Here is a 23,823-nt window from a genome sequence, read left to right on the forward strand (position 1 = left end):
CGCCGCTCAGCCGCCCACGGGCACCGTGTAATTGAGCGTCATGCGCCCGCCGTCCACCGTGACGATCTCGCCCGTCACGTAGCTGGCGGCATCGCTGGCCAGCCAGGCCACCACGTCGGCGATTTCTGCAGGCTCGCCCAGCCGGCCCATGGGCGTGCGGCTCATGATGCGGGCGCGGGCGTCGTCGCTGGTGAGCACGGCCTGCGCGGCCAGTTCCGTCGCGATGGTGCCCGGCGCCACGGCGTTCACCCGCACCCCGCGCGCAGCCAGCGCCAGGGCCATCACGCGCGTGAGCTGGTTGATGCCGCCCTTGCTCACGTTGTAGCTGGCGATGGTGGGGATGGCGAGCACGCCGTTCACCGAGCTCATGTTCACGATGGCGCCGCGGCCCGCAGCCACCATCGCACGGGCCACCGCCTGGCCCACGAGGAACGAGCCCTTGAGGTTCACGCGCAGCACCGCGTCGAAGTCTTCCTCGCTCACTTCCAGGAAATCCGCCGCCCGGAAGATGCCGGCGTTGTTCACCAGCACGTCGATGCGGCCGCAGGCCTCCAGCACGCGGGCGACCAGCGCATCCACCTGGGCCTTGTCGCCGACGTCGCAGCGCACGTACAGTGCCTGCGGGAGCTCCGCCGCCAGGGCGCTGCCGCGTGCGTCGTCCACGTCGGCGACGACCACCCGTGCGCCTTCGCGGGCGAAGCGCCGCGCGCAGGCTTCGCCGATGCCCTGGGCGCCTCCGGTGACGATGCAGATGCGGTCCGCGTGGCCGAAGCTGACCGCGCCGGGAAGAGAAGAGGGCGTAGGAGAGTGGTGCATGGCCCGATGTTAGCGGTGGTGTCTCAGCCTGCGAACCCGTAGGGTGCGAACCGGCTGTGGTGCTCGTCCACCTCCAGCGCGCGCCCCACGTACGGGAATGCGCGCTGGGGGCAGGCTTCGCGCTCGCACACCTTGCATCCCATGCCGATGGGCGTGGCCGCCTCGGGATCCTGCAGGTCCAGGCCCTTGGCGTACACGAGGCGCGGAGCGTGCCGCACGTCGCAGCCGAGCCCGATGGAAAAGGTCTGGCGCGGAGAGCCATAGCCATGCTGCCCGCGCGAGACGGTGCGCGCGATCCAGAGGTAGCGCCGTCCGTCCGGCATCGCCGAGAGCTGGGCCAGGATGCGCCCCGGCTGGCCGAAAGCCTCGTACACGTTCCACAGCGGGCAGGTGCCGCCCGTGCGGCTGAAGTGGAAGTGCGTGGCCGACTGCCGCTTGGAGATGTTGCCCGCGCGGTCCACGCGCACGAAGAAGAACGGCACGCCCGGCGCGCCCGGCCGCTGCAGGGTGCTCAGGCGGTGGCAGACGGTCTCGAACCCGACCTGGAAGCACTGCTGCAGCAGTTCGATGTCGTAGCGCAGCGCCTCGGCCGCCTCCAGGAAGGCCGTGTAGGGCAGCAGCAGCGCGCCCGCGAAGTAGTTGGCCAGGCCGATGCGGGCCAGCTTGCGCGAGGCGGCATCCCCGGCGAACTGCGGCAGGTCGATCAGCCGCTCGATGGCGCCGGCATGCTCCAGCAGCGCCAGCTGAGTGCCCAACTGGAATGCCCGCTGCGCATCGTCCAGCCCCGGCGCGAGCTGCAGGATCTGGCGCTCGGGAGAAAAGCTGCGCTTGCTGTGCCGCGCATCGTCCGCGCGCTCGACGCGCACGCCCCGTTGTCCGAGCCGCCGTATCAGCCATTCGGCCAGGCTCCCCCCTTCTGCGCGGGCCTCGGCTGCCAGGGATTCGGCGGCACGGTCCAGCGCATCGAAGTGGTTCTGGTGGGCGAAGAAGAAGTCCCGCACGACTTCGAAGGGCATGGCGACGGGCAGGGTGGCGTCCGGGCGTCCGTCCCCCAGCCGCAGCGACAGCATCTCGTTGCGCTCGACCGCCTCGAGGTGGCGGCGATGCAGCGCCAGCACGGCGCGCCCGAGTGCCGGCATCTGTGCCGCGACTTCCTGCAGCTCCGGCAGGGCGATGGGCTCGGCGGCGTCCGCCAGCGCCTGCCGGAGCCCGGCGACGAGCCGCGCCTCTTCGTCCTCGGAGAACTCCTGGATGTCCACCCCGAGCGTGCGGTGAATCTTCAGCAGCACGGAGACGGTGAGCGGCCGCTGGTTCTGCTCGAGCTGGTTCAGGTAGCTCGGAGACAACCCGAGCGCATGCGCCAGAGCGATCTGCGACAGCCCGTGCTCGGCGCGCAGCTTGCGCAGCTTCACGCCCATGAATGTTTTCTTCATCGTATGTGTTCCAGGTATTTCGGCCACGGTTCACAAAATTCGCAACCAGGGCCAACCTGTTCGCAAAAATTCGCTTTTTCAGTCCTGTTCCAGCGTCCAGGTTCTGCGTAAATTGCGAATCATGCCAACACCTCAGGGAACTGTCGAATTGCGGGAACTGGTGCTTCCATCGCTGACGAACCACCACGGCACGCTGTTCGCGGGCCAGGCTCTGCAGCTGTTGGCAAAGTGCGCCTTCCTGGCGGCGCGCAGCCTGGCGCAGCGCGAGGTGGTGATGGCTGGCGTCACCGGCGTCCACTTCCTGGCCCCCGTGGCCGTGGGCCAGCAGCTGCTGTTGCGTGCCTGGGTCGGCCGGGTCGGCCGCAGTTCCATGACGGTGTGCGTGACCGGCCTGGCCGACCTGCCCGGCATACCCGCCGAAGAAGTCCTCAAGGGGGTGTTCGAGATGGTGGCGGTGGACACCGCCGGCCGCCCCGCGCCCATCGACCGTTCCTATCTGAAACCGGAGACACGACCATGAGCATGAGCACCACCACCGCCGCGGAAACCGGCACCGTCGCCGCCTTCAAGCCCAAGAAGTCCGTCGCCCTCTCGGGCGTCACGGCGGGCAGCACCGCGCTGTGCACCGTCGGCAGAACCGGCAACGACCTGCACTACCGCGGCTATGACATCCTGGACATCGCCGAGGTCTGCGAGTTCGAGGAAATAGCGCACCTGCTGGTGCACGGCACGCTGCCCACGCGTTCCGAGCTGAAGGCCTACAAGGCGAAGCTGAAAGCCTTGCGCGGCCTGCCCGACGCCGTGGTCGGCGCGCTGGAAGCCCTTCCCGCGGCGGCCCATCCCATGGACGTGATGCGCACCGGCGTGTCCGTGCTCGGCTGCGTGCTGCCCGAGAAGGACGACCACAACCTGCCAGGCGCCCGCGACATCGCGGACCGGCTCATGGCGTCGCTGGGTTCGATGCTGCTCTACTGGTACCACTTCTCCCACAACGGCAGGCGCATCGACGTGGAGACCGACGACGACTCCATCGGCGGCCACTTCCTGCGCCTGCTGCACGGGCAGCCGCCGGGCGACGGGTGGGTGCGAGCCATGCACACCTCGCTGAACCTGTACGCGGAGCACGAGTTCAACGCATCCACCTTCGCCTCCCGCGTGATTGCCGGCACCGGCAGCGACATGCATTCGGCCATCGCCGGTGCCATCGGCGCGCTGCGCGGCCCGAAGCACGGCGGCGCCAACGAAGTGGCGTTCGAAGTCCAGAAGCGCTACGACACCCCCGACGAAGCCGAAGCGGACATCCGCCGCCGTGTCGAGGCACGCGAGGTGGTGATCGGCTTCGGCCATCCGGTGTACACCGTGAGCGACCCGCGCAACGTCGTCATCAAGGGCGTGGCCCGGCGCCTCTCGCAGGAGGCCGGTTCGACGAAGATGTTCGACATCGCCGAACGGCTGGAGTCCGTGATGTGGGAGGCCAAGCGCATGTTCCCCAACCTGGACTGGTTCAGCGCCGTGAGCTACCACATGATGGGCGTGCCCACCGCGATGTTCACGCCGCTGTTCGTGATCGCTCGCACCAGCGGCTGGGCTGCGCACGTGATCGAGCAGCGCATGGACAACAAGATCATCCGCCCCAGCGCCCACTACACCGGCCCGGAAGACCGCACCTTCGTTCCCATCGAAGCACGCGGCTGAGCACGCCCCATGATGAACACAGCCCATCGCAAGCCCCTGCCGGGCACGGACCTGGAATACTTCGATGCGCGGGAAGCCGTCGACTCCCTCCGGCCGGGCGCCTGGAACAGCCTGCCCTATACCGCGCGCGTGCATGCCGAGAACCTCGTGCGCCGGGCCGATCCGGCGCAACTCGAAGGCTACCTGCGCCAGCTGATCGAGCGCAGGCGCGACACCGACTTCCCCTGGTATCCGGCGCGCGTGGTGTGCCACGACATCCTGGGCCAGACGGCGCTGGTGGACCTGGCCGGCCTGCGCGACGCCATCGCGCAGCAGGGCGGCGACCCGGCGGCGGTGAACCCGGTCGTGCCGGTGCAGTTGATCGTGGACCACTCGCTGGCGGTGGAGTGCGGCGGCTCCGACCCCGACGCCTTCCGCAAGAACCGCGAGATCGAGGACCGCCGCAACGAGGACCGTTTCCATTTCATCGAGTGGACGAAGAAGGCGTTCGCCAACGTCGAGGTCATCCCCGCGGGCAACGGGATCATGCACCAGATCAATCTGGAGAGGATGTCTCCGGTGGTCTGCGTGCAGGAGGACGGGGAAGGGCGCGTGGCCTTCCCCGACACCTGTGTCGGCACCGACAGCCACACTCCGCACGTGGATGCACTGGGCGTGATCGCCGTCGGCGTGGGCGGCCTGGAGGCCGAGAACGTGATGCTCGGCCGCGCCTCGTGGATGCGCCTGCCCGAGATCGTGGGCGTGGCGCTCTCGGGCCGGCGCGCGCCGGGCATCACCGCCACCGACATCGTGCTCGCGCTGACCGAGTTCCTGCGCAACGGCAAGGTGGTGGGGGCCTACGTCGAATTCCACGGCGAGGGGGCCGAGAGCCTGTCGATCGGCGACCGCGCCACCATCTCGAACATGTGCCCCGAATACGGCGCTACCGCCGCGCTGTTCGCCATCGACGCGCAGACGCTGGACTACCTGCGGCTCACCGGCCGCGACGCGCATCACGTCCGGCAGGTCGAAGCCTACGCCCGGGCAGCCGGGCTCTGGGCCGACGACCTGCGCGGCGCGTGCTATGACCGGGTGCTGGAGTTCGATCTGTCGGCGGTCGTGCGCAACATGGCCGGGCCCTCGCACCCGCACCGCCGCCTGCCCACGTCCGCGCTGGCGGAGCGCGGCATCGCCGGCGCGCCGCAGCTGCAGGCGGCCCGCGCGCAGGAGGCGCAGGGACTGATGCCCGACGGCGCGGTCATCATCGCCGCCATCACCAGCTGCACGAACACCAGCAACCCGCGCAACGTGATCGCCGCGGCGCTGCTGGCGCGCAATGCCAACCGCCTGGGCCTGGCGCGCAAGCCCTGGGTCAAGACCTCGCTCGCGCCCGGATCGAAAGCCGTGGAGCTGTACCTGCAGGAAGCCGGGCTGCTGGGCGACCTGGAGGCGCTGGGCTTCGGCATCGTCGCGTTCGCCTGCACGACCTGCAACGGCATGAGCGGCGCGCTCGACCCGAAGATCCAGCAGGAGATCATCGACCGCGACCTCTACGCCACGGCCGTGCTCTCGGGCAACCGCAACTTCGACGGCCGCATCCACCCCTATGCGAAGCAGGCCTTCCTCGCCTCGCCGCCGCTGGTGGTGGCCTACGCGATCGCCGGCACGATGCGCTTCGACATCGAGCGGGACGTGTTCGCCGTGGTGCAGGGCCGGGAAATCCGCCTGGCGGACCTCTGGCCGGCCGACGAGGAAATCGACGCCGTGGTGCGGGCCGCCGTCAAGCCTTCGCAGTACCGCGCCGTGTACGAGCCGATGTTCGCCCTGCATGGCCAGGATGGCGGACGCGTGGCGCCGCAGTACGATTGGCGCCGCATGTCCACCTACATCCGCCGCCCGCCGTACTGGGATACGGAGGGCGTGGGCGCCCTGGCCGCCTTCCCGCGCACGCTCCGGGGCATGCGGCCGCTGGCGCTGCTGCCCGACAACATCACCACCGACCACCTGTCGCCATCGAATGCCATCCTGCCGGACAGCGCGGCGGGCGAATACCTGGCGAAGATGGGCCTGCCGGAAGAGGACTTCAACTCCTATGCCACGCACCGCGGCGACCACCTCACGGCCATGCGCGCGACCTTCGCCAACCCGCAGCTCGTCAACGAGATGGCCGTGGTGGACGGCGCGGTCCGCAGGGGGTCGCTGGCGCGCATCGAGCCCGAGGGCAGGGTGGTGCGCATGTGGGAGGCCATGGAGACCTACCTGGAACGCCGCCAGCCGCTGATCGTCATCGCCGGTGCGGACTACGGCCAGGGCTCCAGCCGCGACTGGGCGGCCAAGGGCGTGCGCCTGGCGGGCGTGGAGGCGGTGGTGGCGGAGGGCTTCGAGCGCATCCACCGCACCAACCTGATCGGCATGGGCGTGCTGCCGCTGGAATTCAAGCCGGGCGTGAACCGCCGCACGCTGGGCCTGGACGGCACCGAGACGTACGACGTGGCTGGCGAACGCACCCCGCGCGCCGACCTCGTGCTGGCCATCCACCGCAGGAACGGCGAAACGCTGCGGGTGCCGGTGACCTGCCGCCTGGACACGGCCGAGGAGGTTTCGGTCTATGAAGCGGGCGGGGTGCTGCAGCGCTTCGCCCAGGACTTTCTCGCCAGCCACGGCACAGGAGCGTGAATGACTTTCGCACCGCAGACCAGGATTGCAGCCACCTACATGCGCGGGGGAACCAGCAAGGGCGTGTTCTTCCGCCTGCAGGACCTGCCCGAATCCGCGCGACAGCCCGGCGCCGCGCGCGACGCGCTGCTGCTGCGCGTGATCGGCAGCCCGGACCCGTACGGCAAGCAGATCGACGGCATGGGCGGGGCAACCTCGTCCACGTCCAAGGTGGTGATCCTCTCACCCTCGGCCCGGCCCGGCCATGACGTGGACTACCTGTTCGGGCAGGTGGCCATCGACAGCGCCTTCGTGGACTGGAGCGGCAACTGCGGCAACCTGTCGGCTGCCGTCGGGCCCTTCGCCATCGCGGGCGGGCTGCTCGCACCGGAGCGCATTCCCGCCAACGGGACCTGCACCGTGCGCATCTGGCAGGCCAACATCGGCAAGACCATCGTGGCGCACGTGCCCATCGCCGGCGGACAGGTGCAGGAGACGGGCGACTTCATGCTCGACGGTGTGGCTTTTCCGGCGGCGGAGGTGGCGCTCGAATTCCTGGACCCGGCGGAGGAGGGCGGGGAGGGCGGCGGGGCGATGTTCCCGACCGGCAACGTGGTGGACGTCCTGGAGGTGCCGGGTGTCGGCAGCTTCCGCGCCACGCTCATCAACGCCGGCATTCCCACGATCTTCCTGGACGCGCGCGACATCGGCTGCACCGGCACCGAACTGCAGGGGGACATCAACGAGGACCCGGCCGCGCTGGCGCGCTTCGAGGCCATCCGGGCCTGGGGCGCCGTGAAGATGGGCCTCATCCGGGACGTGGCCGAGGCGGCCCGGCGCCAGCACACGCCCAAGATCGCCTTCGTCGCGCCGCCTGCGGGCTACGTGGCGTCCAGCGGCAAGGCCGTGGAGGCGGCGGACATCGATCTGCTGGCGCGCGCCCTCTCCATGGGCCGGCTGCACCACGCCATGATGGGCACCGCGGCCGTGGCCATCGGCGTGGCGGCGGCCGTGCCCGGCACGGTCGTCCACCGCGCCGCCGGTGGAGGCACGCGCGATGCGGTCCGCTTCGGCCATCCCTCGGGCATGCTCCGCGTGGGCGCCGAGGCCCGGCAGGAGAACGGCCGGTGGACCGTGGCCAGGGCGCTCATGGGCCGCAGCGCCCGCGTACTCATGGAAGGCTGGGTGCGCGTGCCCGGCGATGCTTTTTGAATCACGGAGGCTACGGCGCATGTCCACCCGCAAACGACTCAAGCAACTCGCCGAGGCCCGCAGCGGCCTCATCGTGCCCGGCGCCTTCAACGCGCTGTCCGCCAGGGTGATCGCCGACCTGGGCTTCCAGGCGATCTACGTCACCGGCGCCGGCGTGACCAACATGTGGTTCGGCATGCCCGACCAGGGCTTCATGGGCCTGGCCGAGATCGCGGACCACACGGCCCGCATCCGCGACGCGGTGGACGTGCCGCTGCTCGTCGATGCGGACACGGGCTTCGGCAACGCGCTGAACGTGGTGCACACCGTGCGCACGCTGGAGCGCGCGGGCGCGGACTGCATCCAGCTCGAGGACCAGGTCGCGCCCAAGCGCTGCGGCCACTTCTCGGGCAAGGAAGTCATCGCGCTCGACGAGGCCGTCGGCAAGATCAAGGCCGCCGTCGATGCGCGCCGCGATCCCGACCTGCTCATCATGGCCCGCACCGACGCCGCCGCCACGCACGGCTTCGAGGCCGCCGTGGAGCGCGCGCAGCACTTCGCCGAGGCGGGCGCGGACATCCTGTTCGTCGAGGCCGTGACCCGAGCCGAGGAGGTGCGCGCGCTGCCGCAGCGCCTCGCCAGGCCGCAACTGATGAACATGGTGATCGGCGGCAGGACGCCGATCTTCAACGCCGAGCAACTGGGCGCCATGGGCTTCGGCATCGTCCTGTACGCCAACGCCGCCCTGCAGGGCGCCGTGGCGGGCATGCAGAGGGCCCTGACGGTGCTGCGCGACGACAGGGAAGTGCAGGAGTCCAGTGGCCTGGTGACGCCCTTCGAGGAGCGCCAGCGCCTGGTCGGCAAGCCCGCATGGGACGCGCTGGAAAAGCGCTACACCTGAACGGCCCCCGCTTCAGCGGCCTCCCCGTGCCAGCTCGATGAAGGCCCGCACGTAGTCGATGGCGGTATCCGCCTCGCGCGCGCCCAGGAAGATCTGCTTGGCGATGCCGCGCGCGCCCAGCCGCACGGGCACGACATCCATCCGGGCCGCGTATTCCTCCACCAGCCACCGCGGCAGGGCGGCCACGCCGCGGCCGCTGGCCACCATCTGCAACATGATGTCGGTGGTCTCGATGGTCTTGTGTCGCCGGGGCGTGACGCCGGCCGGCAGGAGGAACTGGTTGTAGATGTCCAGCCGCTCGATGTCCACGGGGTAGCTGATGAGCACCTCCCCGGTCAGCTGCTGCGGCTTCACGTAGGCCGCCGAAGCCAGGGCATGGTCCCTGGCGACGACGAGCACCTGCTCGTAGTCGAACACGGGCTCGAACTGCAGCCCGGGCTTGTACAGCGGGTCGGGCGTGACCAGGAGGTCGATCTCGTAGCCGAAAAGGGCGCCGATCCCGCCGAACTGGAACTTCTGCTTGACGTCCACATCGACGTCGGGCCACGCGGTCAGGTAGGGCGACACCACCTTGAGCAGCCATTGGTAGCACGGGTGGCATTCCATGCCGATCCGCAGCGCACCGCGCTCGCCCTGCGCGAACTGCCCCAGCCGCTCCTCGGCCAGTTCCAGTTGCGGCAGCACGCGGTTGGCCACGGCCAGCAGGTACTGGCCCGCCTGCGTCAGGCGCAGGCTGCGGCCTTCGCGCAGCCAGACATCGGTGCCCAGTTGCTGCTCGAGCTTCTTCATGCTGTGGCTCAGGGCCGACTGGGTGAGGTTCAGCACGCCCGCGGCGGCGGTCAGCGAACCTTGTTTCTCGACCTGCTGGACGATGCTGAGGTGGATGCGCTCCAGCATTTCAATGAAACCTGCTCATGAATTGTTGAAATAAAACCATTTTACTTCATTGATTCAGGCGCCTACCATCCGCCCGAACCAATGACAGGAAGGAAAGAAATGACACGTCCACTTCGTCTGGCCGCAGTCTCCGGCGGGCTGCAATCTCCCTCCAGGACCGCCGCCCTGGCAGAGCACCTGATGGACCTGGTCGCCCATGCGCTGCCGTGCGAACAGCATCTGGTCGAACTGGGCCGGCTCGCGCCGCAGTTCGCGGGCGCAGTCCGCCGGTCCGAACTGCCCGATGCGGTGGAGCGGGAACTCGCGGCAGTGGAGCAGGCCGATGCCCTGGTGGTGGCGACACCGGTGTACCGCGGCGCCTACAGCGGGCTGTTCAAGCACTTCTTCGATTTCATCCACCAGGACGCCCTCATCGACAAGCCGGTCCTGCTGGCCGCCACCGGCGGCAGCGAACGCCATGCGCTGGTGATCGACCACCAGCTGCGGCCGCTGTTCAGCTTCTTCCAGGCGCGCACGTTGCCGCTCGGCGTCTATGCGACCGACAAGGATGTCGTGGACTACCAGGTTCACGACGAAGCCCTGATCGCGCGGGCCCGGCTGGCCGTCGAAAAGGCATTGCCGTTGCTGGAACTGGCGTGCTTCGCCAGCCCGCGTCCGGCCGAAGCACTGGCCGTGGCCTGAAGCACGGATCCACCCACCTCTCAAGAACCCGGTTACTGGAACTGCGATGCACCAAGAACTCCATTTCACGCTCAAGAGCATCTGTTTCGATGAGGACTACCAGCCATCGGACAGCACGCGCATCACCACCAACTTCGCCAACCTGGCCCGGGGAGCGAACCGGCGGCAGAACCTGCGCAACACGCTGCGGATGATCGACAACCGCTTCAATGACCTCGCGCATTGGGACAACCCGGCGGGCGATCGCTACGCCGTCGCACTGGAGATCGTCTCCGTCGAAATGAACATCGATGCCACCGGCAGCACCGGCACATTCCCGTTGATCGAGATCCTGAAAACCAGCATGTTCGACAGGCAGGCGAACCGGCGCATCGACGGCATCGCGGGGAACAATTTTTCCTCGTACGTCCGCGACTACGACTTCAGCGTCCTGCTGCCGGACTACAACGCCGGCCGCGCGGAATTCGGCACTCCGGACGACTTCGGGGACCTGCACGGAAAGCTGTTCAAGCAGTTCGCCCACTCGGACACCTACCGCGGGCACTTCACGAAGCCGCCCGTCATCTGCATCAGCGTATCGACCAGCAGAACCTACCGGCGGACCGGCAACCGGCATCCCGTGCTGGGGGTGGAGTACCGGCAGGACGAGCTGTCCTCGACCGACCGGTACTTCGCCAAGATGGGGATGCAGGTCCGCTTCTTCATGCCGCCGGGCGGCGTGGCACCGCTGGCGTTCTACTTCCACGGAGACCTGCCGAACGACTACACGAACCTGGAGCTGATCGGCACCATCAGCACCATGGAGACCTTCCAGAAGATCTACCGCCCGGAGATCTACAACGCCAATTCGGCTGCCGGGGCGATCTACCGACCGAGCCTGAGTCACCAGGACTACTCGCTGACGCAGATCGTCTATGACCGGGTCGAACGCAGCCAGCTCGCGGTCCAGCAGGGAAAGTTCGCGGAGGAGCACTTCATCAAGCCCTACAGGAACGTGCTGGACCGATGGGCGGCCGCCTGCCCGCTCTGAACGCAGCCCTGACCATTTCTCTTTATTTGAAAGGATTCCTTCCGATGTTCGAAACCTCCATCGCCGGCAGCCTGCCCAAGCCCGCCTGGCTGGCCGAAACCCACAAGCTCTGGCCCCAGTGGAGGGCCGAGGGCGAGGCGCTGCGCCAGGCCAAGGCCGATGCGACCCTGCTGTGGATCAAGGCCCAGGAAGACGCCGGCCTGGACATCGTGTGCGACGGCGAGCAGTCGCGCCAGCATTTCGTGCACGGCTTCCTCGAGCAGGTCGAGGGCATCGACTTCGAGCACAAGGTGAAGATGGGCATCCGCGACAACCGCTACGACGCGATGGTGCCGCAGGTCGTGTCTGCCCTGCGGCTGAAGGGCCGCGTGCATGCCTTCGAGGCGCAGCTGGCGCGCGCCCACACGAAGAAGAAGCTGAAATTCACCCTGCCGGGCCCGATGACTATCGTCGATACCGTGGCGGACCGCTTCTACGGCGACAAAGTGAAAATGGCTTTCGCGTTCGCGGAACTGCTCAACCAGGAAGCGCTCGCCCTGCAGGCCGATGGCGTGGACATCATCCAGTTCGACGAGCCCGCGTTCAACGTGTACATGAAGGATGCCGCCGACTGGGGCGTGCAGGCGCTCGAGCGCGCGGCGCAGGGCCTGACCTGCACGACGGCAGTGCACATCTGCTACGGCTACGGCATCCAGGCCAATACCGACTGGAAGAGCACCCTGGGCGACGAATGGCGCCAGTACGAAACGGTGTTTCCCGCGCTGGCCCGGAGCAGCATCGACCAGGTGAGCCTGGAATGCATCCACTCCCACGTGCCGCCGGACCTGATGCGGCTGCTGGCCGGCAAGGACGTGATGGTCGGCGTGATCGACGTGGCCACCGACGTGGTCGAGACGCCGGAGGAGGTGGCCGACACCATCGGCCGTGCCCTCGAGTTCGTGCCGAAGGAGCGCCTGTTCCCCTGCACCAATTGCGGACTCGCCCCGATGGGGCGGGACGTGGCATGGCGCAAGCTGCAGGCGCTGGCGGAAGGCACGCGGCTGGCGAAGGAGCGGTTCGCTACGGCGTGAGCCCGTCGCGCCGGGCCAGCGCATCCTGCAGCGCGGCATGGAAGCGCCCGGCCGCCACGTCGAGCGGCCAGGGCTCCCAGGGGGTGTCGCCGTATCGGGCCGCCAGCGGGTCGATGCCCACCACGGGCGCATCGATGCGCAGGATGTCGCGCACCTCGTCGTGCGTCCAGCCCACGCAATGCACGGCCTCGCTGGCTGCGGCGGCCAGATCCGCCGCCTTGTGCAGCCGGTGGCCCTCCGGTGTCCAGTCCGGCAACCCGTAGCGCTGGGCGACCGCCTGCATGAGCCGGTCCGCCACGGCGCGGAAGGGTTCGCCCAGTACCGCCTTGAGCGGCGAGATGCAGTCGAAGCCCAGAAAACCTTCCTCCGCGTCGTGCAGGATTTCCTGCAGTTCTTCCCCGGCACTCAGCGGCCTCGGAGCGGCGGCCTGCCGGAGCTCCAGCACCAGCAGCGAGTGCTGCGCGACCGACAGCGGCAGCGGCCAGGCGGATTCGCCGCCCCAGCGGGCCGTGCGCGACAGGCGCACCGCCAGGTCCCTGTCGGTCCATGCGCCAGGGTCCGGATCGATCAGGTCGAGGTGCGCGCCGGAGGGAAGCCGCATCCAGGCGCGGGGAAGCAGGGGGCCGGAGTTCATGCGTGCATTGTGCGGGGCACTCAGGAACGGCCGGGCGGTGCCTTGGGGTCGAGCAGGTGCGCCGCCTGGCTCGATCCGGTCGAACGGAAGTACCCCATGACGGTCGCCACGCTGCGGTGCCCCGTCATGGCCATCGTGTCGGCCAGGGGGACGTTCTGGGACGCCGCCTCGGTGACGAACCCCGACCGCAGCGAATGCGCGGAGTAGTCGTCGGACAGCCCGGCGGCCCGGGCACGTTCCTTGACGATGTCGCGCACCGCGGCAGGGGACAGCGCACCGGCCGGCTTGCCGCCCTTCAACACCCGCCGGAACACCGGCCCCTCCGTGATGCGCGCGGCCTCCAGCCACGCCTGCAGGGCTTCTCCGGCCATGCCTTCGATGGGTTTGTAGTTTTCCGGCCGGTCCGCCGCGTGCTGGTTGGTCTTGGAGTGGGCCAGCACGAACGTGAACGACGACGCCCCATGGCGCCGCAGGTGCTTCATCTCGGCGCCGGCCACCTCCGAACGGCGCCGCCCACCGCTGGCGAACGCGAAAAGAAGCAGGGCGCGGTCCCGCAGGCCCTTGAGCGTTGACAGATCGCAGGTTTCCACCATGGCCATCAGCGGGTCCTTCGTCAGCGCGTCCTTCTTCCTGGGCAGGTCGCCGCGCTTGCCGTAGGCACGGCGTGTCTTGGCCAGCAGGTCGCGGACTTTCGCGTCCTGGCAGGGGTTCTCGACTTCCTTGAGCTGGTGGGTTTTCGAGAGCACCGCGATGCGGTGCACCAGCGTATTGAGGGCCATGGGGCCGGGCTTGCCCTTGAACCCGGCCTGCACCAGGACCGCATCGATCGCGGGCGGCAGTTCGTGCAGCAGCCCGTCACTGGAGCTGCGCTGGGCGTGGTCCACGATGAACTGCAGCACCACGGCCGAGGGCACGGGAAGCGCGATCGGCTGCCCGTAACGCAGGTTGAACCAGGCCGCCCAGTACCGCAGGGCAGAGCGGTAACTCGCCTGGGTGTTGGCCGATTCGCCTTCGCGCATCAGGTCCTCGACGGCCCGCGCCGTGGCATCGGAGAGCAATTCCGGCTGCAGCGCGGGCACGTTTCCCGGCGTCGGCAGGCGCATGGGCAGGCCAGAAGCGGGTGGTTTGGATTTTTTCATACATACAATGTATTGTTTTATACATTCCATGTCACTTTATTCACGATAAGAACCTCTTATCGTAGATAATTATTGAAAGGGGAGAGGGCGATGCCAGCCAAAATGCTCAGAGGGCCGCGGGGCGTGCAGATGGAAGAGGTCTGGGCCGCAGCCGATGCGGTGCTTGCCCTGGGCGAGCGCCCCACCGTCGAACGGGTGCGGCACCAATTGGGCAGGGGGTCGCCGAACACGGTGGGGCCCATGCTCGACGGCTGGTACGCGACGCTGGCCAGGCGGCTGCAGGCGCCGGCAGATCCGTCGGAGCCAGGGGAAGGCTCCGGGGAAGCCTTGCCCGCACCCGTTGCCAGGGCGGCGAAAGCACTGTGGGGCCGGGCCCTGCAGCAGGCGGACGAATCGGCGGCCGCCCGTCTCGCCCAATCCCGCGCCGAACTGGAGGCACAGGCCGAAGCCCTGCGCCTCGCCCAGGACGAACTGGCGCGGGAAAAGCAACGCCTGGACGACCGCGAGGAGGCCTACGCAGTCGCCCTGCAAGCCCGAGACGCCCAGATTGCCGAGGCGGCGCGGCAAGCCCGGGACCTGCAGCAGCAACTCCTGGCCTGCCAGCAGCAGCTGGACACGGCCCGCTCGGACAACACGCAACTGCGCAAGGCCGCGGATGCGGAACGGAAACGCCAGGAGGCCCGGGAAGCAGACCACTTGGCCGAACGTGCCCGCATCGAAGAACGGGCGCAGGCCCAGGAACGCCGGCTCCACGCCGAGGTGGACCGGGCCCGGCAGGAATCCCGGCGGCTGGCGCTCCAGGCGGAAGCCGAACAGAAGAAATCCGCCAAGGCGCTCTCCGATGCCCAGGACCGGGCGCGGGCACTCGAAACCCGGGTGGGCACGCTGCATGCCGACAACGCCAGGCTCGCGGAGGACCTGCAGGCGGTCCGGGATGAAGCCCGGCAACTGCAGCTCAAGCTCGACGACCGCAGCAGCGAGATGCTGGCCATGCTGAGTGAACTGAGGGACAGGCTGCCGGTCAATTCCCGGAAGAAAAAGATGGCGACGCCGGCAAGGGGCAGGAAGACGAAAGAGTGAAGGGCCTGGAAGGCGGCCTTGCCGGGCTACAGCCAAGCCTTGGCTGACCACTTGCGACTCGCACTGGAACATCCTGTTTTAAGTCTTTGTTCGCAAATGGTTGGCTATTGCGACCTGCAACTTGGGTGCGAAGCCGACTATCACCCGATATCGCTACAAACGAGCCCCTGGGACCAACATTAGCTGCGTCTCGGGTTCCAATCTCACGACAATGCGGTTTCCACCTTGCCGGTGCAGTAGCTCACGCCTCCCACCCGACAAGGCAACAGCCCACCCGCTCTAGCCGGCCCGGTGACAAGCTGACAGCTTGCCCACAGAGTGCTCCCAGCTAACTCCGGAGCGATTCAGTCTCAGGCTAGGCACTCACCAGGAAGGCTGCTCACTTCCGGCCTCGAGGCGCCACATACGAGCCGTGCTCGGTATACCTGCGATTACCGACACCAGCATCAAACCCCGCGTAGAGCATCTTCGAATCCGCCAAGTAGAGCAGCACCAGCACCTCTTCGCCACGTAGGGGCACGCACTGCTCCAGCACTTCGTAGCGGCCGGCATCATCGTTGGCGAACCAGGTGTCCCCGGACTGCTTTCCTAGCGCACGGCATTCCTTGCCACTGAACAGCAGGTCGTAGGCGAAGCTGTCTTCGTCAACCTTGTCCTTCAGGTACCAGCGCCTGGGCACGTGTTTCGCGGCGGCATGCCACCGCAGGCCGTTGCGCGTGTAGCAGGCGATGATGGCCGGCAGCGTATCGACCCCCACCAACCGAAGCGCCGTTGCCGTCAGGCTTGTATCAAAGGCCGCCGCGACATCTCCGAGTTGCTTGAAGTTCGGCTGCCCGTAGGGCCGGATTGCATCATTGAACATGCGAGCGGGCATCAGCAGATGTGAGGCGAAGGTGTCCGCTTCTTTCTCCAGCGAACCTGTCGAAACGAAGTTCTCCTCTAGTTGGTCCACGCGGCAGCGGAACGAACGACCTCGGTGCAGTTTCCAGTGCCCAACCTCATGAGCGATGGAAAAGCGCTCCCGACCGCGGTACGGCGAGGGGTTGATGGTCGCAATCGCATGGTCCCCCACACCGACGAGAGTCGCTTCGCAACCGGTCATGGGCTCATACAGGACCTCAACGCCTGCGTCATAGGCGATGGCTTCTACGTCCAGCTCGGCTATCTGGGTGATGCCGAGGTCCTCAATGATGGCTTCCGCCGCCTGGGCGGGCGTCATTCGTCGCGTCCCTTGCCAGCATCCTCTAAGCGCTTCATCTGGAAGTAGAGCCTGAGCACCTCCTCGTCGGACATCTCCCCCAGTTTGCGTGCCGCCAAGGTATACCTAGAGTCGTTCTGCGCCTCGGCAATAAAACGTCGGGCGTCGGTAGCTGACACTGTCGACAACTGCACGCTTGGAGACGACACCTGCTTTCGCAAGCTGCCGACGCCTGCCTTGGCAGCGGCAAGGCGCCTGCGCCCAGCCTCCGCCCGGGCCGATTTGAGCAAAGTCTGAGCATCGGCCTGAAGCTGTGCCACATCTCGCCCCTCGAGCACCTGTTCATCGGGCATGTCGATGAGTTCCTGTGTCAGGACATCGACAAAATTCTTGAAGTTCGAGGGCTTGGTCATTTCAATCTCCGGTCAGGGTCCAGTGCGTCTAAACGGCGGTTGAGCCGTTTTCGAGCTGCCTCGTACTTCTTCTTGTCCCAGTCCAACTCCTTGGCCGCTTCATCGCCGCGAAGTCCGTCCGCCCAGACCATCACCAGCAATTCCAGTTCCTCTTCGCCGGCGACCACCGCGTAGGCGGCCGCCAACTGCTCCTTACCGGAGAGGTCGTCTTCCGGCGTCAAGGTCGACGCGCCATGTACCCGCCGGCGGGTGTCAGCCGAATCCAGGTCTACCTCTGCAGTGGCCAGCGCGACGGTCTCATCGACCGGGCTCAGGACATTGCGCTTGCGCATGTCACTGGCCAGGCTGCGCATGGCGCTTTTGAACACCACCAGCGGATGCACGCCACGCGGCCAGGCACGCCGGCCCTGGTAGAAGCGCACCACAGCCTCGCTCAGAAGGTCGTCGCCGGTTAACCCGGTGACCCCAGCTGCCAAGGTGGAGGCGATGCTCCGCAGCCGGGCAAAGTCGGCCGGCGAGCCCAGAAGGGCGCGAATCTCCTTGTCGACATCTTCGGCCTGCAACCGTTCATACCCGGTTTCCTGCCCAAAAGGTTCGTCTGGTTCCTCAGTCATGTACGGGAGCTCCCTCCGATATAGACGCCGCTGACCGGCTTCACGGACGCCGACCGAAATATTTCTTGGCGGCGCGTCCGCGGTGACATTTTCGGGCGTCTTAGGGGGTGTGGGACCGGGATTTAGCCCAGCCAACTCCCAACTTCCTCGCCAGAAAGGGGCGAACAGAAATGACGACACAACAACAGTTCTTGGACATGTTGTCCGAAATCGAGCCATCGGACTCGACCGTGGCCGCCTGTTCCAGCGCGCACAACACCCTGCGCGACGCCCTAGCTGAGCACGATGATTTCTCGGAGGTTCACGTCCGGACCTTCCTGTCCGGCTCTTATAAGCGCGATACCGCCATCCGACCGACTCGTGTAGACGGCGTCCTGCAGCGCGCAGACGTGGACATCATCGCGGTCACCAACCACACCTCGGAAGACGACCCGAAGGTCGTCCTGGACGCGGTTCACCAGGCGCTCGTCGACGCCGGCTACAAGAACCTGACCATCAACCGGCGGTCCATCAACGTGAAGCTGGTGACCGTCGACATGGATGTGGTGCCTGTCATCGAAAACGGCGATGCCTACCTCATCCCTGACATCCATCTTGAAGAGTGGCTGGACACGAACCCTGACGCTCATACCGACTGGACGATTGCAACCAATGCCAAGGCCGGCGGTCGGTTCAAGAAGCTTGTCAAGCTCTTCAAGTGGTGGCGCCGCTTGCACATGCCTGCGGACCTCAAGCGGCCGAAGGGCTTCATCCTCGAGTGCTTGGTCGCCAAGCACATGAGCTACACAGAGACCAACTTCGAAACGCTCTTCGTCACGCTGCTGGAGTCCATCCGCGACGCCTACTACCTGACAGTTCTGCTGGGTCAGGTACCGTCCCTCGAAGACCCGGGCGTGGCGGGCAACAATGTTTTCTCAGCGGTGAAGGCTGAAGAATTCAAAACGTTCTACGACAAGCTGTCGGAACACGCGGCGCTTGCTCGCAAGGCGAAGGACGAAGCTGACGACAAGGAGGCGTTGAAGCTCTGGCGGGACGTGCTGGGCTCCTGCTTCCCGGCCTCGGCCAGCCAGCGCTCGGACTCTGAAAAGGCGACGTCGCTGCTGCGTCCGGCGGTCGGCGCAGGGCTCACCTTCCCGGCGACCGCTGTCTACCCGAACAAGCCAGGGGGCTTCGCCTGATGCGGCTGTTAAACGAGCAGGGCGCGCGGATGGCGCTCGAGCGTCGCCTGCTGGAGGAGCACGCCCGCGCGACCGCTGGGCTCACGGTCCAGAGTTGGAGCGCGACGCCGAGCGGCGAGTTGTGCGTGAACTTCGAGCTCAAGCTGGTCAAGGGCGTGTTCGCAGGAGTCTTGGTATACCCGGAGCTCTTTCCCGATGTCCCAGCGTTCGTCCGCCCTCAAAAGTCCGGTGAGTCCTGGAGCGGTCACCAGTACCGGGGCTCTGGCGTCCTTTGCTTGCAGTACGGACCTGACAACTGGCATCGCGATATCACCGGCGTGGACCTGGTCCAAAGCGCCTGCGCGCTCATTTGGGGCGAAATCCTGCACGGGCTCGTTCCAGATTTTGGACCTGTGCCGTCTCGCCATCGAGCATCAGACGCACACCGCCTCAGCGCCAACGATGAGCGGCTCATCGTGACGCGGTCGCTCAGAGAGCTTCTGACCGGCCCTGGCCGGAACACTCCGGTGCAGATTCAGGCTGTGGTCGATTGGCTGAGAGGTGAGTCGGTTGCTGTCGTGCTGCAGGCCGGTGACCCGCTCGTCGCTCTGGGTGATGTGCCGGACGTGCTGTCGCAGGGGCCGGGCATCCAGGTCCCTGGAGTGGCGGTGCCCGTGCCCAGTGCCGGCGTGCTGAACTCGGCCAAAAATGCGCAAGACCTCCAATCCTGTCTTGGCGCTGCATGGCCCTGGGACGAGGGCCTTGCCGAAAAGCTGCAGTTCCTGATTGCACATGACGAAGACGGTCAGCTGTATGCCTTACTGCTCAAAGGGGGCAGCACGCCAATCTTCCAGCGATACCACGTGGCCGACTTTTCCGCGGACGAGCCACAGCGGCTTCCTGAGACCTTCAGCAAGCTGTCTGGCGCTTCCGTCGCCATCGTCGGCATGGGCTCACTGGGAAGCAAGATTGCCGTGTCGCTGGCTCGTGCCGGCGTCCGAAATTTTGTGCTCGTCGACGACGATGTGGTGGGGCCGCACAACCTCGTGCGCAACGAACTCAACTGGCACGACGTCGGCTTCTCTAAGCTAGCGGCGGGCACCCGCGCGCTCAAGCTCGTTGCACCAGGCGCCTTGGTCACCGCCTGGCCGATGAAGATTGCCGAACAGGCCAATCCGTCGGTCTCTGCGATGGTGGCCAACGCGGTGGTGTCCTGCACCTTGGTAGTTGACGCGACGGCCAATCCGAGCGCTTTCCTCGCTCTCGCAGCCATCACGAAGCGGGCAGGGCAGGCAATGGTCTGGGGCGAGGTCTTCGGCGGGGGCGGTGGCGGGCTGATGGCACGCAGCCGTCCGGGCGTGGACACAGATGCGCTGGGCGTGCGCACGCACCTGTACGGCGTGATGAAGGAAATGGCGCCGGCGCCCAAAGGCAGGGAAGCAAACTACGGCATCGAATCGGAAGAGAAGGTCTACGTTGCCTCGGACGCGGACGTGGGGTCTCTTGCCGCGTCAATGACTCAGTTCTGCCTCGACACCTTGTGTGCAGAGCCCTCGGAGTACCCAGCCGCCGCGTACCTCATCGGCTTTCGCAAGTTCTGGGAGTTCCGCTGTCCCTTCGACGTCATTCCTGTCACCTGCCCGGGCGCGGCACCGCAGGAGCCCCAGACGCTGTCCGAGCAGGACCAGCAAGAGGTTGCTGCTATTCGGAGACTCATCGACGAGGGCGCCAGTGCTGCGAATTACAGTGCCTCCTGACATTCAATCCAAGCTGCACGTGGCGCTGCGCGCAGCTGGAGCACGAGAGTGTGGCGGCGTGCTGATGGGCGAGCATGTCGACGTGAACCACTTCGCTGTACGCGCGTTGGACATTCAACGTCCTGGTGCCATCGCATCGTTTATGCGAAGTGTGGCTGGGGCAGCTCGAGCCATCCGCGCGTTTTGCCTCTCGAAAGGCAACGACTATCGGCGCTTCAACTACCTCGGGGAGTGGCACAGCCACCCACTGTTCAGCGTTCAGCCGAGTTCTCGCGACCACGCGACGATGCGGGAGCTTGCGACGGACCCCCGGGTCGGTGCCAACTTCGTCGTCTTGCTCATCTTCCGACTCAACGGCGCGGTGCTCGAAGGCAGCGCCCACACTTACCTGCCGGACGGCAGCGTTCATGGATCCCATCTGGACTTGGAGACAACAATATGACGGCTGGACTGCTAGATAAGGAGTCAACCGGAGGCGCGACCGCTCGCGTGGGCTTTGAATACCAAGACGCGTATGTCCTTCAGAACCTGCCAAGGTGGCTGGCGCAGAGTGCGTTCAGTCACGTAGTCAGCGAGGCATTCGGTGATGTTCAGGTCTGCTACTACGGGCCAGCGGGGGCGGTTCGTCACCTGATGGTTGAGGCGAAGAACCATAGTCTCACTGCACCCAAGTTCTGGGATGAGGTCACTCGCTTCAAGGAGGCCCACGACGCCTCTGCGCTTGAACACGTTCGGTTCGCCCTGGTCTGCCCGGCGTACAACAGTAAGACTAGCCCCTTCGTTGCCATGCTTTCGCGCATCCGCGGCGTCGGTTCTGCATATCAGTCACACTCGTCCATCCTGAAGCGCGACCTTGAAACGGTGCTAGCTTGGGCTGAACAGCAAGACGTGCCGAAAGACCTGGCCGAGTTCGCGCTGCACTACGTCGAATTCGAAACCTACTCGGCTGAGAGCGCTGACGCAGCGTTCGCAGGGGAAGTTGAGCGCCACCTTCCGGGCATCGACCTTACTGGCAAGCAAGCCTCTCGTCTTCGCGACCGGTTCAAGGAGCACATCGCCAACTCTTCCCATGGCCCCGTGCGCCGTGCCGAACTCGAGGCCGACCTCATGGAAGTCTTGGCTGGTGACAGTGGGCGATGGGTCGACACCCCCACAAGTATTGCCCTGAACGGGGAGGGCGCGACCCTGGAGCAACTCGCACTTCCCGCGTATGAGTTCGTTGGTCCCAAGCGCTCTGCGAAGGTCGCATCGGACTGGCAAAGGCTGTCAGTGGCAGCCCAAGACATCGCAGCGTTCCTGGCGAAAACCACCAAACGACGAAGCGTCGCGCTCGACGGACGGCAGGGCATGTCGGCCGCCTGCCTGCTGGGCCATGCCCTTCGCGCAACAAACAACTTCGTTCTGCATGTCGAGCACAACGGGGTGGTGTACCGCACCGACAACTACGAACAGGCAGAAGGCCCCTTCTTCAACTGCTCACTTCAGCCGGGCGAGCCTGCTGCAGCGCAGGGCGCGGTGTCAATCGCGTTCACGACGGAGGTCGGTGCTGACCTGGACTTGGCTCGGGTGGGCATTCCGGGAGGTACCGCCATCTTCTCCCTCCGCGGCAGACCCGTCGCAAGTCATGCCGAGATGAACTTGGCTGTTGCGGAGGCAAAAGCGGCCCTGGTGAAGTTCCGCTCGGAGGCCCGCCTTCAGTTGCTGCATCTGTTCATCAAGGGCCCTGCGGCGTTCGCCATGCTGCTGGGGCATCGCCTCAACGGGGTTTGCACGGTCCAGCTGTACGACTGGGTAGATGGGAGCTACCGGGCCACCGCATCGCTGGATGCGTAGGCTGCCTGCCAACGCCGAGATGCTTGCGGAGAGTCGTGGCGGCGCCGTTTTTCCAAGCCACTGCCAATTGGCAAACGCCTGGAAATTTCTGCCAAAGCGAGTCAGGCTGCTGCTCACGGTGCCAGCTTGTGCCGGAGCATGCTCTGTGAGCGCAGCGACGACATCAGTGATGATGGGCTGGTCACCCGGTTGAATACGCTGAACCCAGTTCGCCGCTCAAGCGCAGTTGGCGTTGCTTCGCGCGATGGATGCGTCCAGTGACTCTGTCGATGTGAGAAGGCCGCTCGCGCCTAGCAATCCGCTCTTGCGAGCGGCGGTCGAAGGCTCGGGGTTCCGAGAGTCCCTCAACCTGGGAGCTAAGCCGGCAGACACCAGCGCCTCCTCTGATGCGAAGGCGACACGCCGGTGGCTCCGACAGACCCGATACAAATGAGGCGCAGGACACCCCTCACTTGAAATCCCGCTTGGTTTTTCCCCGGGGCATCGCTGTGGTGCCTGGCGGCGAAGGTTGCCCATGTTGCAACGGCCAGAGTGGGGGCTGTGCTCGCCCTACTTGCCGACGTGACTGAGCAGCACCGCATCCGAATTTGGACCACCGAACCGTCGACAGTTGCGAGAGCAAAGGAGCAGTTCGAACTGTCGGCTGCAGATGCGAGCGCGCTCCTGCTGCCCTTAGACGCCGCTGACATTGAGCAACGACAGCACATGAGCTTGGGCCTGCGCTGGTGCCCGCAGTGCCTTGAATGCTGGTACCACTGTGTCCACTTCCAGGACCGGCGCATTCGACTGTGCCCATGGCATCGGGCGCGACTCCTCGACGTCTGTCCGCACTGTGCAAGGGCCGTGGACCCGCTGGGCCGGCCATGGCGATGCGACCATTGCGGCAACTCGTTGGCGACGGAGCCTGAACATTGGCTGACGGGGCTCAAGGTCACACCGAGCCATGACGGGCGCTGGCCGCGTCCCGCTCCCAGTGATGTGCTGGCATACGAAGAGCTGGAACGCGGTGTCCGCTACCGGCCCGACGAGGAAGGCGAAAGCCTGCTCCTTCGCGTTCACCGTCGAGGACTTGAGTACTGGGAAATGGTGCAAGTCTATGAGTCAGCGGCAGTTCTCTGGGACACCATACTCGGCGAGCACAGGGACTGCGCACTGCAGGAGAAGTACGGCTACCAGAATCACCACTACTGCCTTGAGTTCGCATGTCCGGTGGCCGCCGCAGGGCTTGCGGTGTTTGGACAGATGGGAATCACCGGGACCTTGTCGGGACGTTGGCCCTCAACGGCACTGCACATGACGGCATACCAAACCTTGCCGCCTCCCGGGACAATCTCTTTGGAGGCACGAAGAGCGTTGCTTCGCGAGCTTCCCCGAGCTTGGGTCGCCGATGCGCTGATGCAGTTCGGAGAAGCAGTCAGGGCAGGGCGCACGCGCGCTCCCAAGGGCTAAAGGCGCCCTACTTGTAACGAAACGGCCTGAAAGTTGGCTGGCTGCCACGGCTGGTTTTAGCTCGGCAGCGTGCCCCAAACCATAAAGCGTTGCAGGTCGACTGGGACCCAACTAAGCTGCTGCTGGCGTAGCCGGAACTCACTGTAGGTTGCTTTAAGCCGCGGAAGGCCTGGCCCCGCGGCTTTGGGCGCTTCAGGTGAC

The 23,823-nt window shown here is 66.3% G+C and carries 21 protein-coding genes; 13 read left to right on the top strand and 8 right to left on the bottom strand.

All coding sequences use genetic code 11. The features are described from left to right. Positions 1–6: 6 nt before the first annotated feature. Together ACGHC0_RS13085 and ACGHC0_RS13090 are read right to left on the bottom strand one after the other, a co-directional pair. A complete protein-coding gene (locus tag ACGHC0_RS13085) occupies positions 7–816 on the bottom strand; it encodes an SDR family NAD(P)-dependent oxidoreductase (RefSeq protein WP_415265796.1) in 810 nt (269 codons plus the stop codon). 23 nt (positions 817–839) lie between these two features. Then, positions 840–2,249, bottom strand: a complete 1,410-nt coding sequence (locus tag ACGHC0_RS13090) for a short-chain fatty acyl-CoA regulator family protein (protein ID WP_368351339.1) — start codon at positions 2,247–2,249, stop codon at positions 840–842. Positions 2,250–2,370: 121 nt separating this feature from the next. Here ACGHC0_RS13090 and ACGHC0_RS13095 point away from each other — a divergent pair, with 121 nt between their 5' ends. The 5 genes from ACGHC0_RS13095 to ACGHC0_RS13115 are packed head-to-tail and all read left to right on the top strand — an operon-like array spanning position 2,371 to position 8,670. Further along, the gene (locus ACGHC0_RS13095; protein ID WP_368351340.1) at positions 2,371–2,769 is read left to right on the top strand and encodes an acyl-CoA thioesterase; all 399 of its coding nucleotides are present in this window, start codon (positions 2,371–2,373) and stop codon (positions 2,767–2,769) included. 2 nt (positions 2,770–2,771) lie between these two features. Beyond that, positions 2,772–3,944, top strand: a complete 1,173-nt coding sequence (gene prpC, locus ACGHC0_RS13100; protein ID WP_368355640.1) for a 2-methylcitrate synthase — start codon at positions 2,772–2,774, stop codon at positions 3,942–3,944. A 12-nt stretch (positions 3,945–3,956) separates the two neighbouring features. Then, complete coding sequence (gene acnD, locus ACGHC0_RS13105) at positions 3,957–6,599, top strand: Fe/S-dependent 2-methylisocitrate dehydratase AcnD (RefSeq protein WP_415268415.1); 2,643 nt, start codon at positions 3,957–3,959, stop codon at positions 6,597–6,599. Then, a complete protein-coding gene (gene prpF / locus ACGHC0_RS13110) occupies positions 6,600–7,790 on the top strand; it encodes a 2-methylaconitate cis-trans isomerase PrpF (RefSeq protein ID WP_415265797.1) in 1,191 nt (396 codons plus the stop codon). It begins immediately after the preceding gene. A gap of 19 nt (positions 7,791–7,809) precedes the next feature. After that, a complete protein-coding gene (locus tag ACGHC0_RS13115; protein WP_415265798.1) occupies positions 7,810–8,670 on the top strand; it encodes an isocitrate lyase/PEP mutase family protein in 861 nt (286 codons plus the stop codon). Between the two features lie 12 nt (positions 8,671–8,682). On the opposite strand, the gene ACGHC0_RS13120 is transcribed toward ACGHC0_RS13115, so the two are convergent. Further along, positions 8,683–9,567: a LysR family transcriptional regulator gene (locus ACGHC0_RS13120; RefSeq protein WP_415265799.1), complete on the bottom strand. Its 885-nt coding sequence runs from the start codon at positions 9,565–9,567 to the stop codon at positions 8,683–8,685. A 99-nt stretch (positions 9,568–9,666) separates the two neighbouring features. Here ACGHC0_RS13120 and msuE point away from each other — a divergent pair, with 99 nt between their 5' ends. Genes msuE through ACGHC0_RS13135 form a run of 3 tightly spaced genes read left to right on the top strand, consistent with a single transcriptional unit; the run spans position 9,667 to position 12,348 of the window. Next, positions 9,667–10,248, top strand: coding sequence for an FMN reductase (gene msuE, locus ACGHC0_RS13125; protein ID WP_415265800.1), 582 nt, complete (start codon positions 9,667–9,669; stop codon positions 10,246–10,248). Positions 10,249–10,294: 46 nt separating this feature from the next. Then, positions 10,295–11,278, top strand: a complete 984-nt coding sequence (locus tag ACGHC0_RS13130; RefSeq protein WP_415265801.1) for a DUF1852 domain-containing protein — start codon at positions 10,295–10,297, stop codon at positions 11,276–11,278. A gap of 44 nt (positions 11,279–11,322) precedes the next feature. Then, entirely contained in the window at positions 11,323–12,348 is a 1,026-nt protein-coding gene (locus ACGHC0_RS13135; protein WP_368351346.1) for a methionine synthase, read from the top strand. Here ACGHC0_RS13135 and ACGHC0_RS13140 read toward each other — a convergent pair. Together ACGHC0_RS13140 and ACGHC0_RS13145 are read right to left on the bottom strand one after the other, a co-directional pair. Further along, positions 12,338–12,982, bottom strand: a complete 645-nt coding sequence (locus tag ACGHC0_RS13140) for a phosphohydrolase (RefSeq protein ID WP_415265802.1) — start codon at positions 12,980–12,982, stop codon at positions 12,338–12,340. The two genes, ACGHC0_RS13135 and ACGHC0_RS13140, sit on opposite strands and share 11 nt — an antisense overlap. A 20-nt stretch (positions 12,983–13,002) precedes the next feature. Beyond that, a complete protein-coding gene (locus ACGHC0_RS13145; RefSeq protein WP_415265803.1) occupies positions 13,003–14,085 on the bottom strand; it encodes a site-specific integrase in 1,083 nt (360 codons plus the stop codon). A 165-nt stretch (positions 14,086–14,250) separates the two neighbouring features. On the opposite strand from ACGHC0_RS13145, the gene ACGHC0_RS13150 reads away from it, so the two are divergent. Beyond that, positions 14,251–15,201: a DNA-binding protein gene (locus ACGHC0_RS13150; protein ID WP_415268416.1), complete on the top strand. Its 951-nt coding sequence runs from the start codon at positions 14,251–14,253 to the stop codon at positions 15,199–15,201. A 379-nt stretch (positions 15,202–15,580) separates the two neighbouring features. Here the strand turns inward: ACGHC0_RS13150 and ACGHC0_RS13155 are convergent, their stop codons facing one another. From ACGHC0_RS13155 to ACGHC0_RS13165, 3 genes are read right to left on the bottom strand one after another with little or no spacing between them, the layout of a single operon-like run. Continuing rightward, entirely contained in the window at positions 15,581–16,420 is an 840-nt protein-coding gene (locus ACGHC0_RS13155) for an ImmA/IrrE family metallo-endopeptidase (protein WP_415265804.1), read from the bottom strand. After that, a complete protein-coding gene (locus ACGHC0_RS13160) occupies positions 16,417–16,812 on the bottom strand; it encodes a hypothetical protein (protein WP_415265805.1) in 396 nt (131 codons plus the stop codon). Before ACGHC0_RS13160 ends, ACGHC0_RS13155 begins: the two co-directional genes overlap by 4 nt. Then, entirely contained in the window at positions 16,809–17,426 is a 618-nt protein-coding gene (locus tag ACGHC0_RS13165; RefSeq protein WP_415265806.1) for a hypothetical protein, read from the bottom strand. The genes ACGHC0_RS13160 and ACGHC0_RS13165 overlap by 4 nt, the downstream gene beginning before the upstream one ends. A gap of 170 nt (positions 17,427–17,596) precedes the next feature. Here ACGHC0_RS13165 and ACGHC0_RS13170 point away from each other — a divergent pair, with 170 nt between their 5' ends. From ACGHC0_RS13170 to ACGHC0_RS13185, 4 genes are read left to right on the top strand one after another with little or no spacing between them, the layout of a single operon-like run. Next, complete coding sequence (locus ACGHC0_RS13170) at positions 17,597–18,604, top strand: SMODS domain-containing nucleotidyltransferase (protein ID WP_415265807.1); 1,008 nt, start codon at positions 17,597–17,599, stop codon at positions 18,602–18,604. Continuing rightward, the gene (locus tag ACGHC0_RS13175; RefSeq protein WP_415265808.1) at positions 18,604–20,340 is read left to right on the top strand and encodes a ThiF family adenylyltransferase; all 1,737 of its coding nucleotides are present in this window, start codon (positions 18,604–18,606) and stop codon (positions 20,338–20,340) included. Before ACGHC0_RS13170 ends, ACGHC0_RS13175 begins: the two co-directional genes overlap by 1 nt. Then, the gene (locus tag ACGHC0_RS13180; RefSeq protein ID WP_415265809.1) at positions 20,330–20,782 is read left to right on the top strand and encodes a Mov34/MPN/PAD-1 family protein; all 453 of its coding nucleotides are present in this window, start codon (positions 20,330–20,332) and stop codon (positions 20,780–20,782) included. Before ACGHC0_RS13175 ends, ACGHC0_RS13180 begins: the two co-directional genes overlap by 11 nt. Further along, positions 20,779–22,173 carry a dsDNA nuclease domain-containing protein gene (locus ACGHC0_RS13185; RefSeq protein ID WP_415265810.1) on the top strand — a complete coding sequence of 465 codons (1,395 nt, stop codon included), beginning with the start codon at positions 20,779–20,781 and terminating at the stop codon, positions 22,171–22,173. Before ACGHC0_RS13180 ends, ACGHC0_RS13185 begins: the two co-directional genes overlap by 4 nt. The last annotated feature ends 1,650 nt before the right edge of the window (positions 22,174–23,823 follow it).

The organism is Acidovorax sacchari (assembly GCF_042847045.1).
Lineage (GTDB): Bacteria > Pseudomonadota > Gammaproteobacteria > Burkholderiales > Burkholderiaceae_C > Paracidovorax > Paracidovorax sacchari.